Source organism: Pseudomonas sp. MIACH, from assembly GCF_001269925.1.
Taxonomy (GTDB): Bacteria; Pseudomonadota; Gammaproteobacteria; order Pseudomonadales; family Pseudomonadaceae; genus Aquipseudomonas.
Map to the genome: position 1 here is coordinate 110876 of NZ_LHVO01000017.1, position 17391 is coordinate 128266.

The window sequence follows — 17391 nt, forward strand, 5'->3', positions numbered from 1 at the left end:
AGGCGGCCATTCTAGCCGATCAACAGGCGCGTCATTGATCCATGGCAAGCGGCGGTGGAATTTCCTGGCACGCCGCGTTGCCCAATCCGCTAGTCTTGCTGAATTCTGGAACGGAGCCGCCCATGTTCGAATCTGCCGAAATCGGTCACGCCATCGACAAAGACACCTTTGAGGCCGAAGTCCCGGCCCTGCGCGAAGCCTTGCTGGAGGTGCAGTACGAGCTGCAACAGCAAAAGCGCTTCCCGGTGATCATCCTGATCAACGGCATTGAAGGCGCCGGCAAAGGTGAGACGGTCAAACTGCTGAATGAATGGATGGACCCGCGCCTGATCGAGGTGCGCACCTTCGACCAGCAGACCGACGAAGAACTGGCCCGTCCACCGGCCTGGCGTTATTGGCGCCAACTGCCTGCCAAAGGCCGCATGGGCATCTTTTTCGGCAACTGGTACAGCCAGATGCTGCAAAGCCGGGTGCACGGCGAGATCAAGGATGCGCGGCTCGATCAGGGGATTGCCGGTGCCGAGCGCCTGGAGAAAATGCTCTGCGATGAAGGCGCAGTGATCTTCAAGTTCTGGTTCCACCTGTCCAAGAAGCAAATGAAGGCGCGGCTCAAGGCCCTGGCCGATGACCCGTTGCACAGCTGGCGCATCAGCCCGCTGGACTGGCAGCAGTCCAAGACCTACGACAAGTTCGTGCATTTCGGCGAGCGCATCCTGCGCCGTACCAGCCGCGACTATGCGCCCTGGCATGTGATCGAAGGCGTCGATGCCCATTACCGCAGCCTCACCGTGGGCAAGATCCTGCTCGAAGGCCTGCAGAACGCCCTCAAGCAACCCAAGGGCAAGGCCAGCGGCATGAACCCGGCGCCGTTGCCGTCGGCCGTGGACCAGATGAGCCTGCTCAACAGCCTCGACATGACCCTGAGCCTGGACAAGGACGATTACGAAGAACAACTGATTACCGAGCAGGCGCGCTTCTCCGGCCTGATGCGCGACAAACGCATGCGCAAGCACGCACTGGTGACGGTCTTTGAAGGCAACGACGCGGCGGGCAAGGGCGGGGCGATCCGTCGGGTGGCGGCCGCGCTCGACCCGCGCCAGTACCACATCGTGCCGATTGCCGCGCCCACCGAGGATGAGCGCGCCCAGCCTTATCTGTGGCGGTTCTGGCAGAAGATCCCGGCGCGGGGCAAATTCACCGTGTTCGACCGCTCGTGGTACGGCCGCGTGCTGGTGGAGCGTATCGAGGGTTTCTGTACCCCGGCAGACTGGATGCGTGCCTATGGCGAGATCAATGATTTTGAGGAACAACTGCGCGACGCGGGCGTGATCGTGGTCAAGTTCTGGCTGGCCATCGACAAGCAGACCCAACTGGAACGCTTCCAGGCCCGCGAGGAAATCCCCTTCAAGCGCTTCAAGATCACCGAAGACGACTGGCGCAACCGCGAAAAGTGGGATGACTACCGCGCGGCAGTGGGCGATATGGTCGACCGCACGAGCACCGAAGTCTCGCCATGGACGCTGGTGGAGGCCAATGACAAACGCTGGGCGCGGGTCAAGGTGTTGCGCACCATCAACCTGGCCTTGGAGGAGGCGTTCGCCAAGTCCGACAAGCACGACAAGAAGAAACAGAAGTAACCACTGGCCTGGTGTTGTTCAGGCTGCAGCCCTCTGTGGCAAGCGGGCCTGTTGTGGCGAGCGGGCTTGCCCCGCGTTGGGCTGCGAAGCGGCCCCCAAACCAGCTAATAAGGTCTGCCTGAAAGAACGCGGCGCCTGGATCAGGGCCGCTTCGCGCCCCAACGCAGGGCAAGCCTGCTCGCCACAACAAGCCCGCTCGCCACACAAGCCCACTTGCCACAACAAGCCTGCTCGCCACAGGTTTATGGTTGTCACCATGCTTTTGTATATGCCGGGTGAATGATCGTCGCGGTGGGGCAGGCCTGGATCTATCCTCGATCCATCTCCCCACAACGACAAGATCGAGGTAGCCCATGCGTGAAGTAGTGATCGTCGACAGCGTGCGAACCGGCCTGGCCAAATCCTTTCGCGGCAAATTCAACCAGACCCGCCCGGATGACATGGCGGCCCATTGCGTCAACGCGCTGCTGGCCCGCAACGGTATCGATCCGGCGTCGGTCGAGGATTGCATCGTCGGCGCCGGTTCCAACGAGGGCGCCCAGGGCTACAACATCGGTCGCAACGTGGCCGTGCTGTCGCAATTGGGCACCGGCACGGCGGGCATGACCCTCAACCGGTTCTGCTCGTCGGGTTTGCAGGCGATTGCGATTGCGGCCAATCAGATCGCTTCGGGCTGCAGCGACATCATCGTCGCCGGCGGCGTCGAGTCCATCAGCCTGACCATGAAAAGCGTCAACACCGATAACCTGATCAACCCGCTGCTCAAGGAGCAGGTGCCGGGCATCTACTTTCCCATGGGCCAGACCGCCGAAATCGTCGCCCGCCGCTACAACGTCAGCCGCGAAGAGCAGGACCTCTACGCCCAGCAAAGCCAGCAGCGCACGGCCCAGGCCCAGGCGGATGGCTTGTTCGACGATGAAATCGTGGCGATGGCGGTCAAGTACAAGGTCGAGGACAAGAATACCGGCGCTGTGCAGATCCTTGACGGCGTGGTCGACCGCGATGACTGCAACCGCCCGGACACCACGTTGGCCAGCCTGTCCGGTTTGAAGCCGGTGTTTGCCGAAGACGGCTCGGTGACGGCGGGTAACTCGTCGCAGCTCTCCGACGGCGCTTCGATGACGCTGGTGATGAGCCTGGAGAAAGCCCTGGAACTGGGGCTCAAGCCCAAGGCGTTTTTTCGTGGATTTACCGTGGCCGGTTGCGAGCCGGATGAGATGGGTATCGGCCCGGTGTTCTCGGTGCCCAAGCTGCTCAAGGCGCGGGGCTTGCAGGTGGCAGACATCGACCTGTGGGAACTCAACGAGGCATTTGCTTCGCAGTGCCTGTACGCGCGCAATCGCCTGGAAATCGACAACGCCCGGTACAACGTCAACGGCGGCTCGATTTCCATCGGCCACCCGTTCGGCATGACCGGCTCGCGGCAAGTGGGGCACCTGGTGCGTGAGCTGCAACGGCGCAATTTGCGTTATGGCATCGTCACCATGTGCGTGGGCGGCGGCATGGGCGCCACGGGACTGTTTGAAGCCGTACGCTAAGCAACATGTGGGAGGGGGCAAGTCGAATCGTCACACCGCCCCTTCCACATTTGAACTGCGGCGTATCCCAATTCGTTCGCTTGCCCCTAGAATGGCCGCTCCTCCACCTCTGGCATTTTCTGGGGCACTCATGCACATCTCTTCCGGCCGCTGGGTCTACGGTTTTTTCCTGACCCTGCTGACCGCGCTGCTCTGGGGCATTCTGCCGATCAAACTCAAGCAGGTGTTGCAGGTGATGGACCCGATCACCGTGACCTGGTTTCGCCTGGTAGTGGCCGGCAGTTGCCTGTTCGTGTACCTCGCCGCGACCAAGCGCCTGCCCAGTCGTACAGTGCTTGGTCCCAAGGGCGGCTGGCTGGTGGCGATGGCGGTGTGCGGCCTGATGGGTAACTACGTGTTGTACCTGGTGGGTCTGAAACTGCTCAGCCCCGGCACCGCGCAGTTGGTGGTGCAGATGGGCCCGATCTTTTTGATGATCGCCAGCGTGTTTGTGTTCAAGGAGCGTTTCAGCGTCGGGCAGAGCGTGGGCCTGGTGGTGCTGATCGTCGGTTTCGGGCTGTTCTTCAACCAACGCCTGGAAGAATTGCTGACGTCTTTGGGCGCCTACACCGCCGGGGTGCTGACGATCCTGCTCGCGACGTCTGTCTGGGTGTTCTATGCCTTGGGCCAGAAGCAGTTGCTGACGGTATGGAACTCACTGCAAGTGATGATGGTGATCTACCTGTCCTGCGCCGTGCTGCTGACGCCTTGGGCGCATCCGCTGGAGGCCTTGGACCTGAGCCCGCTGCAGGGCTGGCTGTTGCTCGCGTGCTGCATGAACACGTTGGTGGCCTACGGCGCATTTGCCGAAGCCCTGGCCCATTGGGAAGCCTCGCGGGTGAGTGCGACCCTGGCCCTGACGCCGCTGGTGACCTTTATGGCGGTGGCGTTGGCCGCGTGGCTGTGGCCGGACTATGTACAGGCCGAAGAGATCAATGCCCTGGGCTATTTTGGCGCGTTGGTGGTCGTCATGGGCTCGGCGGCAGTCGCGCTGGCGCCGTCGTTGCTCGCCGGGCTCAAGGCCCGGCGGCTACGTATGGCGTCTTAGGCGCCCAGCATGTTTTCCGGGCGTACCCACTGGTCGAACTCTGCGTCGGTGAGGTAGCCCAGGTCCAGCGCCGCTTCCCGAAGGGTCAAGCCCTCGGCGTAGGCCTTCTTGGCGATCTCTGCCGACTTGTCATAGCCGATGTGTGGGTTGAGCGCCGTGACCAGCATCAGCCCGCGCTCCAGGTGCTCGGCCATTTTCGCGGCGTCGGGTTCGAGGCCGGCGATGCAGTGCTCCTGGAAGTTATTGCAGCCATCGGCCAACAGGCGGATCGATTCCAGCAGGTTGTGGATGATCACCGGCTTGTACACGTTCAACTGCAAATGCCCTTGGCTCGCCGCAATGCCGATGGTCACGTCATTGCCCAGCACCTGGCAGGCCAGCATCGACAGCGCTTCGCATTGGGTCGGGTTGACCTTGCCGGGCATGATCGAACTGCCCGGTTCGTTGGCCGGCAGTTTCACCTCCGCCAGGCCGGCGCGCGGGCCGGAGCCCAGCAGGCGCAGGTCGTTGGCGATTTTCATCAAGGCCACGGCCAGGGTTTTCAGGGCGCCGTGCAGGGTCACGATCGGTTCGTGGCCGGCCAATGCGGCGAATTTGTTCGGCGCGGTGACGAAGGGCAGGCCCGACAAGGCGGCCAATTCCGAGGCAATCGCTTCGCTGAAGCCATGGGGCGCATTCAGCCCGGTGCCCACGGCCGTACCGCCCTGGGCCAGCTCGCACACCTGGGGCAGGGCGCTGCGGATCGCACGTTCGGCGTAATCGAGCTGGGCGATAAACGCCGAGATTTCCTGGCCGAAAGTGATCGGCGTGGCGTCCATCATGTGGGTGCGGCCGGTCTTCACCAGTTTCGTATGCCGTGCCGACAATTCTGCGAGGCCGCCGGACAGCGTGTTGATCGCCGGCAACAACTGCTTGTGCACCGCTTGCACGGCCGCAATGCTCATGGCGGTGGGGAAGCAGTCGTTGGAGCTTTGGGAACGGTTCACGTGATCGTTGGGGTGCACCGGGCTCTTGCCGCCGCGTGGCTTGCCCGACAGCTCGTTGGCGCGGCCGGCGATGACCTCGTTGGCGTTCATGTTGCTCTGGGTGCCGCTGCCGGTTTGCCAGACGACCAGGGGGAACTGGTCATCATGTTGACCGGCGAGCACTTCGTCGGCGGCTTGTTCGATCAGGCGGGCGATATCGGCGGGCAGGTCGCCGTTGCGGTCGTTGACCCGGGCGGCAGCCTTCTTGATCAGGGCCAGCGCGTGCAGTACCGCCAGCGGCATGCGCTGCTCGCCGATGGCGAAATTCACCAGCGAACGTTGGGTCTGGGCGCCCCAGTAAGCGTCATCCGGGACTTCCACTTCTCCCAGGCTGTCGGTTTCGATACGGCTCATCGGGCACACTCCTTCAGGTTCGTTTGCGCAGTTTAGGCCCTGATCAGCCTGGGGGGTTCCCTAAAAGACTTTTCATCGGATTCATTCACTGCAATCCGCGCCCGGTAAGGCTCGGGGTTGAGCCGCAGCGTTTTTTAGGCGCAGAATGGGCGCCCTTGGGGTCTTACCTCGCCTGCTAGAAAAGGAAACTCGATGACTCGTCTTCGTGCCATCTGTACCGCGGTTGCTCTGGTTTGCGCCAGCGGCCAGGTTTTTGCCGATACCGCCAGCCACAACGCCAGTGCCGAAGCCTTCCTTACCCTGGCCCATGCCGACAAGCTGGGTACCCCGGTGTACATGCAAGTGCAGCAAATGTTCGCCCAGCGTTTCGAACAGACCAAGGCGCCTGCCGCCAAGCAGTCCGTACTGGACAGCTACCAGGCAAAAGCCAACGCCGCCCTGGACCAAGCCATCGGCTGGCCAAAGCTGAAGCCGGACATGGTCAAGCTCTACACAACCAACTTCAGTGAGTCCGAACTCAAGGACCTGGTTGCCTTCTACCAGTCTCCACTGGGCAAGAAAGTCCTGGAAAAAATGCCGCAACTGACCCAGCAATCGGCCCAGATGACCCAGGCCAAGCTGGAAAGCGCCGTGCCGGTGGTGAACAAGCTGTTGGAAGACATGACCAACGAGCTGACGCCAAAAGCCGCTGCACCGGCCAAGAAGAAGTAAGCAGGAATGACCATGCAACAGCGTATCGAAACGGCGCTCGCCGCCCTGGTCCCGGACCACTTGAGCGTGCTGGATGAGAGCCATATGCACAGCCGTGGGTTGCAGACCCACTTCAAGGCCGTGCTGGTCAGCCAGCAGTTCGAGGGGCTTAACCGCGTCAAGCGCCACCAGAAGGTCTACGCCACCCTGGGTGACCTGATGAGCCAATTTCATGCGCTGGCGCTGCATACCTACACGCCTGAAGAATGGGCGAAAATCGACGCAGCCCCGGCCTCGCCGACCTGCGCCGGCGGGCATAGCTGATACGCGGGTGTTGCTAAAACCCTGCATTTGCTAGAATCCGCAACGCGCCGCTTAGCCGGCGCGTTTTTTTTGCATCCGGTTCACCCCTTACGAGGGTAGCCACCTGGAGAGAACACCCATGACTCAACCGATTGTCGTGGCGGCACTGTATAAGTTCGTCACCCTCGAAGATTACGTCGCCCTGCGCGAGCCCTTGCTGCAGGCGATGGTCGACAACGGCATCAAAGGCACCTTGCTGATCGCCGAAGAAGGCATCAACGGCACCGTTTCCGGCAGCCGCGAAGGCATTGATGGCCTGATGGCCTGGCTGAAGAACGACCCACGCATGGACGACATCGACCACAAAGAGTCGTACTGCGATGACCAGCCGTTCTATCGCACCAAGGTCAAGCTCAAGAAAGAGATCGTGACCCTGGGCGTCGAAGGCGTCGACCCGAACAAGAAAGTCGGCACCTATGTCGACCCGCAGGACTGGAACGCGCTGATCAGCGACCCCGAAGTGCTGTTGATCGACACCCGTAACGACTACGAGGTCTCAATCGGCACGTTTGAAGGCGCTATCGACCCGAAAACCACCAGTTTTCGCGAATTTCCCGACTACATCAAAGCCAACTTCGACCCGGCCAAGCACAAGAAGGTCGCCATGTTCTGCACCGGCGGCATTCGTTGCGAGAAGGCGTCGAGCTATATGCTCAGCGAAGGTTTCGATGAGGTCTACCACCTCAAGGGCGGCATCCTGAAGTACCTCGAAGAGGTGCCGCAGGCCGAAACCAAATGGCAGGGCGACTGTTTTGTGTTCGACAATCGCGTGACTGTGCGCCACGACCTGAGCGAAGGCGACTACGATCAATGTCATGCCTGCCGCACGCCGGTGAGCGCCTCCGACCGCGCATCCGAACACTATGTGGCGGGCATCAGTTGCCCCCATTGCTGGGATAAGCTGCCGGAGAAAACCCGTCGCAGCGCGATCGACCGGCAAAAGCAGATTGAACTGGCCAAGGCCCGCAATATGCCGCACCCGATTGGCTTCAACTACAAGCAAACCCCTTCCGAGGCCTGACCCATGTCCGCGCGCCTGCTCTATGTGATGGATCCGATGTGTTCCTGGTGCTGGGGGTTTGCCCCGGTGGCGCAGGCGCTGGTTGAGCAGGCCCAGGCGGCCGGCGTGGACGTGCACCTGGTGGTGGGCGGATTGCGTACCGGCAGTGGTGCGGCACTGGAGCCGACCACGCGGCGCTACATCCTTGAGCACTGGCAGGCGGTCACCGACGCCACCGGCCAGCCGTTCAAGCGCGACGGCGCGTTGCCCGACGGCTTTGTCTACGACACCGAGCCTGCGTGCCGTGCCATCGTCACTGCGCGCAGCCTGGCGCCGGATTGCGCATGGACCTTGCTGGGCCTGATCCAGCGCGCGTTTTATGTCGAGGGTCGCGACGTGACCCTCGCCAGCGTGCTGGTGGAGCTGGCCGAGGCGGCGGGCATCCCGCGTATCGAGTTTGCCGGCGCCTTCGACCGCGCCGAGCAGCACGCCGCCACGGCGGCTGATTTCACCTGGGTCCAGGACCTGGGCATCGCCGGTTTTCCGACCTTGCTCGCCGAGCGTAACGGCCAGTTGGCGTTGCTGACTAACGGCTATCAGCCGCTGTCTGAGCTGTCGCCGTTGCTCGCCCGTTGGTTGGAGCGAGCTGCCTGTGTATGACCAGCCCAAACGCACTGATCGACTGACTTGGGCGGAAGTTCGTCGCCTGGCCCTGCGCCATAAGAAATCCCTGTGGATCGCCAATGGTGTTGCCGTGTTGGCGACCCTGTGCAGCGTGCCTATCCCCCTGTTGCTCCCGCTGCTGGTGGATGAAGTGCTGCTGGGCCATGGTGATGCCGCGCTCAAGGTGATGAACCACGCATTGCCCCTGGTCTGGCAGAAAGCCGCCGGCTATATCGGCCTGATGCTGCTGGTGACCCTGCTTCTGCGTTGCGGTGCGCTGCTGTTCAACGTGGTGCAGGCCCGGTTGTTTGCGCGTTTGGCCAAGGACATCGTGTACCGCATCCGCGTGCGCCTGATCGAGCGGCTCAAGCGTATTTCCCTCGGCGAATACGAAAGCCTGGGCAGCGGTACCGTCACCACCCACTTGGTCACCGACCTGGATACGCTGGACAAATTCGTCGGCGAAACCCTCAGCCGTTTCCTGGTGGCCATGCTGACCCTGGTCGGCACCTCGGCGATCCTGGTGTGGATGCACTGGCAGCTGGCGTTGCTGATCCTGCTGTTCAACCCGCTGGTGATCTACGCCACGGTGCAACTGGGCAAGCGCGTCAAGCACCTGAAGAAACTGGAAAACGACAGCACCTCGCGCTTTACCCAGGCCCTGACCGAAACCCTGGATGCAATTCAGGAAGTACGCGCTGGCAACCGCCAGGGCTTTTTCCTTGGACGCCTCGGCCAGCGGGCCCAGGAAGTGCGTGACTACGCCATTCATTCGCAATGGAAAACCGACGCTTCCAGCCGCGCCAGTGGCTTGCTCTTCCAGTTTGGTATCGACATCTTCCGTGCGGCGGCGATGCTCACCGTGCTGTTTTCCGACCTGTCCATCGGCCAAATGCTCGCGGTATTCAGCTACCTGTGGTTCATGATCGGCCCGGTGGAGCAACTGCTCAACCTGCAATACGCCTACTACGCGGCGGGCGGGGCGCTGACGCGGATCAACGAACTGCTGGCGCGTGCCGACGAGCCGCAGTACGCCGGCGGTGAAGACCCGTTCACCGGACGCGAAACCGTGGGCATCGAAGTGCGTGGCCTGGACTTCGGCTACGGCGAAGACCTGGTACTCAACCAGTTGAACCTGACCATCGCGCCCGGTGAGAAGGTGGCGATTGTCGGCGCCAGCGGCGGAGGCAAGAGCACCCTGGTGCAACTGTTGCTCGGGCTGTACACACCGCTGGCGGGCAGTATCCGTTTCGGCGGTGCCACCCAGCAGGAGATCGGCCTGGAGACCATTCGCGAGCACGTCGCGGTGGTGCTGCAACACCCGGCGCTGTTCAACGACACCGTGCGCGCCAACCTGACCATGGGCCGTGAACGTAGCGACCAAGCCTGTTGGCAGGCCCTGGAAATCGCCCAGTTGGATGCTACCGTCAAGGCACTGCCCTTGGGTCTGGACAGTGTGGTGGGGCGTTCCGGGGTGCGTTTTTCAGGCGGGCAGCGGCAGCGCCTGGCGATTGCGCGCATGGTCCTGGCCGAACCCAAGGTGGTGATCCTCGACGAAGCGACCTCTGCCCTGGACGCCGCCACCGAGTACAACCTGCACCAGGCACTGGCGCGCTTCCTCAGTGGCCGTACTACACTGATCATCGCTCACCGTCTGTCGGCGGTAAAACAAGCCGATCGAGTATTAGTGTTCGACGGCGGTCACATTGCTGAGGACGGGGATCATCAGCAACTGATTGCCGATGGCGGCCTGTACGCCAAACTCTATGGACACTTGCAACAAGTGCGTTGATTTAGCCTAGGCTGAGCTATCGGAACCGGATGTTCGCGTGCGTATCCAGCAGTGCATGTGCAAGGGACTTCATGAAGCAAAAGCGGATTCTAGGAACGCCAAGGCTGTTAGGCATTGTCTGGCCCTTTATCGCCGTGGTGTTGTTCCAGGCATTGTTGGGGTGCGTCAGTCTCTACATGCTTTCTGCCGTGCGTGGTTATGTGGCCGGCGAGAGCCTGTGGTCCAAGGGCCAGAAAGACGCTATCTATTACCTGACCCTCTACGCCGATAATCGCGACGAAGCCACCTACCTCAAATACCAGCAGGCCATTGCCGTGCCTCAGGGCGGGCACGAGCTGCGCATTGCCCTCGACCGTCCTGTGCCCGACCTTGCTGCGGCCCGCCTGGGTATCCTCAAGGGCGGCAACCACCCGGATGACGTCTCCAGCCTGATTTGGCTGTACCTCAACTTTCGCCATTTCAGCTACCTGGAAAAAGCCATCCAGCTATGGACGGTCGGCGATGGCTACCTGGTTCAACTCAATGACCTCGCCCGCGAGATGCATCAGGCGGTCACTCGCGACCAGGTCGGCGCTAACGATGTGCGCCAGTGGAAGGCGCACATCATCGCGATCAACGACGGTGTGACACCCGCGGCCAAGGCCTTCAGCGATGCCTTGGGTGAAGGCTCGCGGATGATCCTGCGGTTGCTGGTCATCACTAATCTGGCGACGGCCTTGGGCCTGATCGTACTGGCGCTGTTGCGAACCCATAAGCTGCTGGCCCAGCGTCACGCATTCGCCGATGCGCTGCAGGAAGAGAAAGAGCGGGCGCAGATCACCCTGGAGTCAATTGGCGATGGCGTGATCACCACTGATGTCGACGGTGCGATCACGTATATGAACCCCGCGGCCGAGGCGCTGACCCATTGGAATTCGAGCCAGGCCCAGGGCCTGCCGCTGGCCGCGTTGTTCAATTTGTTGGATGACAATGCCCAGCCTGACGGATTCACCCTGATCGAACACATCGTCAAGGGCCAACTCAGCGGCGGCCGAGAGCACTCGAAAACGATCCAGCGCCTGGATGGCAGCACGGTCTCGGTCACCCTGGTGGGGGCACCGATCCGCAGCGCCGGCAAGATCTCGGGCGCGGTGCTGGTGCTGCATGACATGACTCAGGAGCGTCAATACATCGCCAACCTGTCATGGCAGGCGACCCATGACGCGCTGACCGGCCTGGCCAACCGCCGCGAGTTCGAATACCGCCTGGAACAGGTGCTGCACCCGGCAGGGCAGGCGCAGAGCGGGCGGCATGCGTTGATGTTCCTGGATCTGGACCAGTTCAAGCTGGTCAACGACACCTGCGGGCATGCGGCAGGCGACGAACTGCTGCGGCACATCTGTGCGCTGCTGCAATCGGACCTGCGCGAAGGTGACACCCTGGCGCGCCTGGGGGGCGATGAATTCGGCATCCTGCTGGAGAACTGCCCGGCAGCGGTGGCGGAAAAAATCGCCGAAAGCCTGCGCCATACCGTGCAAAACCTGCATTTTGTCTGGAAGGGGCGGCCGTTCATGACCACCGTGAGTATCGGGCTGGTGCATATATCGAGCACCCCGACCACCCTGGAGACCTCCCTGCGGGCCGCCGACATGGCGTGCTACATGGCCAAGGAAAAAGGCCGCAACCGGGTGCAGGTGTACCACGCCGATGACTCCGAACTGTCCGTGCGCTTTGGCGAAATGGCCTGGGTACAGCGTCTGCACATGGCATTGGAGGAGAACCGCTTTTGCCTGTACGCCCAGGAAATCTCACCGCTCGGGCACACCGATGGCGGCAATGGGCATATTGAAATCCTGCTGCGCCTGCACGATGAGGCGGGTCGCGTGATCCTGCCGGACAGCTTCATTCCGGCCGCCGAGCGCTACGGTTTGATGACGTCCCTGGACCGCTGGGTGGTGGAGAACGTATTTGCGCTTATCGCCCGTTGCATCCACGAGCGTCCGGGCCGCCCCATGGCCATATGTGCGATTAATCTGTCAGGTATAACGATTGGCGATGATGACTTTCTCGGATTCCTGCGCGAGAAATTTCATACTTACAATATTCCGCCGAGCATGATCTGTTTTGAAATTACCGAAACCAGCGCCATTGCAAACTTAGGCAGTGCGATCCGCTTTATTAATGAACTCAAGGCCTTAGGTTGCCATTTTTCGCTGGATGACTTTTGCGCCGGAATGTCCTCATTCGCTTATCTCAAACATTTACCTGTAGACTTCCTGAAGATCGATGGAAGTTTCGTAAAGGATATGCTGGACGACCCGATTAACCGCGCAATGGTTGAAGTGATCAATCACATCGGCCATGTCATGGGTAAGCGCACAATTGCCGAGTTTGTTGAAACACCGCAAATCGAACAGGCTCTACTCGACATTGGTGTGGATTACGCTCAGGGCTACCTGATTGAACGACCGCAATTGTTTACCTTTGACAGCCTGCAGTGTCGACCTGTACGGCCGCAGCCTCTGTTATTGAAGGCGCCCGGCACATTCCGCTGAAATCTCTGCTGGTCTGTACATCACACTTAAAAAGGAGCCCGACTGTGATCGACACCTTCAACCGAACCGGCCCGCTTATGGAAGCCTCAAGTTACCCCGCCTGGGCGCAGCAATTGATCCAGGACTGTAGTGAGAGCAAGCGCCGCGTTGTCGAACACGAACTGTACCAGCGCATGCGTGATAACACGCTCAGCGCCAAGACCATGCGCCATTATTTGATCGGTGGCTGGCCTGTAGTGGAACAGTTCGCCTTGTACATGGCACAGAACCTCACCAAGACCAAATTTGCCCGCCACCCTGGAGAGGACATGGCGCGCCGCTGGCTGATGCGCAATATTCGCGTGGAACTTAACCACGCCGATTATTGGGTGCATTGGGCCCGTGCCCATGGCGTCAGCCTGGAAGAGTTGCAGGCGCAGAACGTCCCCCCGGAGCTGCATGCACTGAGCCATTGGTGCTGGCATACCAGTTCGGCCGATTCGCTGATCGTTGCGATTGCCGCGACCAACTACGCCATTGAAGGGGCGACTGGGGAGTGGTCGGCCGTGGTGTGTTCCACCGGCGTCTACGCGGCCGCCTTCCTCGAGGAAGAGCGCAAACGTGCGATGAAGTGGCTGAAGATGCACGCGCAGTACGATGACGCCCACCCCTGGGAGGCGCTGGAAATCATCTGCACCCTGGCCGGGATGAACCCGAGCAAGGCGTTGCAGGTAGAGCTGCGCCAGGCCGTGTGCAAGAGCTACGACTACATGTACCTGTTCCTGGAAAGTTGCATGCGCCTGGAGAAAGAGAAAGCGCCAGTGGCGGTGCGCGAGCGACAGGCGCGCGTCGCCAGCGAAGCCTGATGTAAGGGCGGGCGGGGTGCTTACCCCGCCATCGCCAGGCGGTTGCGGCCTTCGCGCTTGGCCACGTACAGGGCGCTGTCGGCCCGGCGCAACAGGCTTTCGCCAGACTCGGCAGCCAGCAAGGTGGAGCAGCCCAGGCTCACCGTCAATTCGATCCGTGTACCTTCCGCCCAATAATCCTGGGCCTGTGCCGCCTTACGCAAGCGTTCACCCACCATGGCCGCCGCATCCCGGCCGGTGTTGGACAGCAGGATCAGAAACTCTTCCCCGCCAAACCGAAACACCATGTCCACATTACGCAGTTGGCTCTTGATCGCCGCGGCAACGGCGCGCAACACGCTATCGCCCGCAGCATGGCCGTGGGTGTCGTTGATGTTCTTGAAGTGGTCGATGTCCAGCATCAATAGGGATAGCGGATGCATGTGCCGGCGCGCCATGTCAATTTCCCGTTGCAGGGTCTGGTCCATGGCAATGCGATTGCCCGTTTCCGTCAACGGATCACGCAGGGCGCTGCGGGTGGCGGCGCGGTACAACAGCGCGTTGCGCATCGGGTAGAGCAGGGTCGACAACAGGGATTCGAGCTGGCCGAGTTCCTCTTCCAGCAGGCGCTGGTTGCGACGAAAGATCAGCTCGCCCAGGTGCTCGCCTTCGTGACTCAGGCTGTAGCTGACCGAATGGTGGCCACGGTGGCCGAACTCCAGGCGCAGGTCACTGGTCTGGTGGCGATAGTGCAGGGCGTCGAGGGGAACCAGGCGCTGAACTTCACGGAAAAACACCGCGAGGATGCGATCCGGCTCCAGGCTGGTCTGCAGCAGCATGCCCAGTTGCTGGCGAAGTTGCGGGACGGTCGTGGGTCGGCGTGGGAGGAGGGATGGCTGACCAAAGCCCAGGCGTTGCAATTTTGCACTGTCGAAGTCAATTGCGTTGGTCTGGGTTGGTGTTTTCATAAGAGAACGGCCTCTAAGCACTTAGCTGTCTTACAGGCTCGATGAGAGTGGCGGGTGCCAAGCGTCTTACTGTTCCGTCAGTTCCGTAAAACATTGGAAACAGTTTAGACCGCTTTGCAAAGGGTTATAACCCCTGGGCCCCGCCGCACGTCTTGTCATCGCTTTACCTGCTTGGAAGGTGTTAGAGCGAGATTCATGCCATTTCGTTTAAATTAATAAAAACCTTTATAAATCAATGACTGTTTTTTACCTCAAAAACAGTCATTGAGCAGTGACGTCAGTTATTTGGCTGATTGCACCAGGATGTTGTGGTCAATCTGGTCAATAGACGTGACGCCGGTCAGCGTCATGGCCACGCGCATTTCCTTGGCGAAGATGTCCAGCAGGTTCTCGACTCCTCGCTGCCCGTCGGCGGCTAATGCGTAGGCGGTTGCGCGCCCCAGCAGGCAGGCCTTGGCGCCCAGGGCCAGCATGCGTACCACGTCCAGCCCGGAGCGGATGCCCGAGTCCACCAGCACCGTCAGGTTATCGCCCACGGCTTCGGCAATCGCTGGCAACGCCTTGGCGGTGGACAGCACGCCATCCAACTGACGGCCGCCATGGTTGGAAACCACGATGGCATCGGCGCCGAAACTCACCGCGTCCTTGGCGTCCTGAGGGTCGAGGATGCCCTTGATGATCATCGGGCCTTTCCAGAACTCGCGGATCCACTCCAGGTCTTTCCAACTGATCGACGGGTCGAAGTTATTGGCCAGCCAGCCGATGTAGTCTTCCAGATGGGTGGGTTTGCCCAGGTATTTGGAGATATTGCCCAGATCGTGTGGGCGGCCCATCAGGCCCACATCGAACGCCCATTGCGGCTTGCTGACGGCTTGCAGCATGCGCCGCTGCGCCGCGAACGGCCCGGACATGCCCGAGTGGGCGTCGCGGTATCGCGCGCCGGGCGTTGGCATGTCCACGGTGAACACCAAGGTGGTAACCCCGGCAGCCTGCGCCCGCTCCAATGCATTGCGCATGAAGCCACGGTCCTTGAGCACATAGAGCTGAAACCAGATCGACTGCGGGCTCTGCGACGCCACCTCCTCAATCGAACACACCGACACCGTCGACAGGCAGAACGGAATGCCCTTGTTCGCCGCCGCCTTGGCCGCCTGTACTTCGCCGCGCCGCGCATACATGCCGGTCAGGCCGACGGGGCTGAGAATGACCGGCATATCCAGCGCCTGACCGAACAGGGTGGTCTTGAGGCTCAGGTTGTCGACATTGCGCAGCACGCGCTGGCGCAGGCTGATCTCGGCCAGGTCCGAACTGTTCGCGCGCATCGTGTGCTCGGCGTAAGCGCCGCCGTCGATATAGTCGAACAGGAAGCGCGGCAGCTTGCGTTTGGCCGCTGCGCGATAGTCGGAGGCGGACGAGATGATCATGAAGCGTATCTCCACAAGGCTGGGCGGGTCAGGATAGGCAACTATCTGTCATGATAAAAACAACTTTTATCGCTAGCATCCAGTCGCTAAAGGAATACCCATGAACTTGAGAACGTTGCGCACGTTTGTCGAAGTGGTGCGCCAGGGCGGATTCTCCCAAGCCGCCGAGGTGGTGGCCTTGACCCAATCCACGGTGAGCAAGGCGGTCAAGACCCTGGAGGAGGAACTCGGCATGCCGCTGCTCGACCGCCTGGGCCACCGCAACGAACTCACCGCCGCCGGTGAAATCGCCTACCGTCGTGCCTTGGTGCTGCTCGCCGAACACCATGACCTGGTCGGCGAGATCAACGACCTGCGCGGCCTCAAGCGCGGCGTGCTGCGCATCGGCCTGCCACCGGTGGGGTGTGGTGTGCTGTTTGCGACGATGTTTGCTACCTATCGCAGTCGTTACCCGGACATCGACATCGAACTCACCGAATACGGCAGCAAAAGATTGCGCGAGTGCCTGGAAGCGGGGGAGGTCGACCTCGCTGCACTGCTGCTGCCGGTTGATGAAGGCTTCGATTATCAGCCCGTGCGCAACGAACCGCTGATGGCCGTGCTGCACAGGAGCCACCCCCTGGCCCAGCGTCAACGCATCGACTTCGCCGACCTGGCGGATTCGCCATTCATCCTCTTCGAAGCCGGCTTCGCCCTGAATGCCAAGATCCTCGCTGCCTGCGAGCGCAAAGGCGTGACACCCCGCGTGGCCGCGCGCAGCGGGCAGATCGACTTCATCGTCGACCTGGTCGCCGCCGGTCTCGGCGTCGCCTTCCTGCCACGCATGCTGGCGCACAAACACCAACACGCGGACATCGCCCTGATCCCCCTCGACGAACCCCATACAGACTGGCACATCGCCCTAGCCTGGCGCGCCAGCGCCCACCTGCCACCCGCCGTGCGCGCGTGGTTGGAGCTGGCCAAGGAGCAACAGCTTTCAACCGGTCACGCGGATGAATCCGCCAGATTCTCAGGGAAAGCTTGACTTCTCCTTTTCAATCAGTAACATACGGCGCATTCCGCGATAGCTCAGTTGGTAGAGCAAATGACTGTTAATCATTGGGTCCCTGGTTCGAGTCCAGGTCGTGGAGCCAGATAGGAAAAGCCTGCAGCGATGCAGGCTTTTTTTTGCCTTGGATTTTTCCTGGGTGATCAAAGCGCACAGCGTGGCCAGCATGAATGCATCTCAAATCCTACGATTCAGAGGTAAATATCATGAAAGTCACTGCGGTCGTTTCAACCAAAGGCGGGCCGGGTAAAACCACGGTTGGCGTCAATCTGGGCGCGTTCTGCGCCGATGATCTGGATAATCAGCCTTCGCTGTCGTCGCTCTATGCACCTTCTTGCTCTACCAGGGAAATGTTCCTCAGTCGGTTTTTGATAGCTTGGGGTTGAAATGATGAAGGTTTATCAGGGTAATATTTCTAAAGAGTCGTTGAGTCTGTTTGTTTCA

Annotated in this window: 14 protein-coding genes, 1 tRNA gene and 1 pseudogene; 13 read left to right on the top strand and 3 right to left on the bottom strand. The window is 61.0% G+C overall.

All coding sequences use genetic code 11. The annotated features are described in order from the left end of the window. Window positions 1-122: 122 nt before the first annotated feature. The 3 genes from pap to AD670_RS06400 all read left to right on the top strand — a co-directional run bounded on the left by pap (window position 123) and on the right by AD670_RS06400 (window position 4262). Window positions 123-1637 carry a polyphosphate:AMP phosphotransferase gene (gene pap / locus AD670_RS06390; RefSeq protein WP_053129417.1) on the top strand — a complete coding sequence of 505 codons (1515 nt, stop codon included), beginning with the start codon at window positions 123-125 and terminating at the stop codon, window positions 1635-1637. A 353-nt stretch (window positions 1638-1990) separates the two neighbouring features. Next, window positions 1991-3175, top strand: coding sequence for a thiolase family protein (locus tag AD670_RS06395; RefSeq protein ID WP_053129420.1), 1185 nt, complete (start codon window positions 1991-1993; stop codon window positions 3173-3175). Window positions 3176-3305: 130 nt separating this feature from the next. Continuing rightward, window positions 3306-4262, top strand: a complete 957-nt coding sequence (locus tag AD670_RS06400) for a DMT family transporter (protein ID WP_053129423.1) — start codon at window positions 3306-3308, stop codon at window positions 4260-4262. Here the strand turns inward: AD670_RS06400 and AD670_RS06405 are convergent. Then, window positions 4259-5641, bottom strand: coding sequence for a class II fumarate hydratase (locus tag AD670_RS06405; protein ID WP_053129426.1), 1383 nt, complete (start codon window positions 5639-5641; stop codon window positions 4259-4261). The genes AD670_RS06400 and AD670_RS06405 overlap by 4 nt on opposite strands. A gap of 192 nt (window positions 5642-5833) precedes the next feature. Between AD670_RS06405 and AD670_RS06410 the strand changes: the two genes are divergently transcribed. The 7 genes from AD670_RS06410 to AD670_RS06440 all read left to right on the top strand — a co-directional run bounded on the left by AD670_RS06410 (window position 5834) and on the right by AD670_RS06440 (window position 13528). Continuing rightward, window positions 5834-6352 carry a DUF2059 domain-containing protein gene (locus AD670_RS06410; protein WP_003236690.1) on the top strand — a complete coding sequence of 173 codons (519 nt, stop codon included), beginning with the start codon at window positions 5834-5836 and terminating at the stop codon, window positions 6350-6352. A gap of 6 nt (window positions 6353-6358) precedes the next feature. Beyond that, window positions 6359-6655, top strand: coding sequence for a BolA family transcriptional regulator (locus AD670_RS06415; RefSeq protein WP_053129429.1), 297 nt, complete (start codon window positions 6359-6361; stop codon window positions 6653-6655). A 118-nt stretch (window positions 6656-6773) separates the two neighbouring features. Then, a complete protein-coding gene (locus AD670_RS06420) occupies window positions 6774-7715 on the top strand; it encodes a rhodanese-related sulfurtransferase (protein WP_053129432.1) in 942 nt (313 codons plus the stop codon). 36 nt (window positions 7716-7751) lie between these two features. After that, on the top strand, window positions 7752-8354 hold the full coding sequence (locus AD670_RS06425; protein ID WP_172681448.1) for a DsbA family protein: 603 nt from the start codon (window positions 7752-7754) through the stop codon (window positions 8352-8354). Continuing rightward, window positions 8347-10149: an ABC transporter ATP-binding protein gene (locus AD670_RS06430; protein ID WP_053129438.1), complete on the top strand. Its 1803-nt coding sequence runs from the start codon at window positions 8347-8349 to the stop codon at window positions 10147-10149. The genes AD670_RS06425 and AD670_RS06430 overlap by 8 nt, the downstream gene beginning before the upstream one ends. A gap of 71 nt (window positions 10150-10220) precedes the next feature. Continuing rightward, window positions 10221-12683 carry an EAL domain-containing protein gene (locus tag AD670_RS06435; RefSeq protein WP_053129441.1) on the top strand — a complete coding sequence of 821 codons (2463 nt, stop codon included), beginning with the start codon at window positions 10221-10223 and terminating at the stop codon, window positions 12681-12683. Window positions 12684-12760: 77 nt separating this feature from the next. Beyond that, complete coding sequence (locus AD670_RS06440; protein WP_371263173.1) at window positions 12761-13528, top strand: TenA family transcriptional regulator; 768 nt, start codon at window positions 12761-12763, stop codon at window positions 13526-13528. 20 nt (window positions 13529-13548) lie between these two features. Here the strand turns inward: AD670_RS06440 and AD670_RS06445 are convergent, their stop codons facing one another. Together AD670_RS06445 and lldD are read right to left on the bottom strand one after the other, a co-directional pair. After that, window positions 13549-14475: a GGDEF domain-containing protein gene (locus AD670_RS06445; protein ID WP_053129446.1), complete on the bottom strand. Its 927-nt coding sequence runs from the start codon at window positions 14473-14475 to the stop codon at window positions 13549-13551. Between the two features lie 281 nt (window positions 14476-14756). Continuing rightward, the gene (gene lldD / locus AD670_RS06450) at window positions 14757-15899 is read right to left on the bottom strand and encodes an FMN-dependent L-lactate dehydrogenase LldD (RefSeq protein ID WP_053129449.1); all 1143 of its coding nucleotides are present in this window, start codon (window positions 15897-15899) and stop codon (window positions 14757-14759) included. Window positions 15900-15999: 100 nt separating this feature from the next. Between lldD and AD670_RS06455 the strand changes: the two genes are divergently transcribed. The 3 genes and pseudogenes from AD670_RS06455 to AD670_RS31395 form a co-directional block, all read left to right on the top strand. Continuing rightward, on the top strand, window positions 16000-16923 hold the full coding sequence (locus AD670_RS06455; RefSeq protein ID WP_053129452.1) for a LysR family transcriptional regulator: 924 nt from the start codon (window positions 16000-16002) through the stop codon (window positions 16921-16923). 33 nt (window positions 16924-16956) lie between these two features. Continuing rightward, window positions 16957-17032 (top strand) — tRNA-Asn (locus tag AD670_RS06460). Between the two features lie 121 nt (window positions 17033-17153). Beyond that, window positions 17154-17282 (top strand): annotated as a pseudogene (locus AD670_RS31395) (ParA family protein); the annotation flags it as partial. Window positions 17283-17391: the final 109 nt, after the last annotated feature.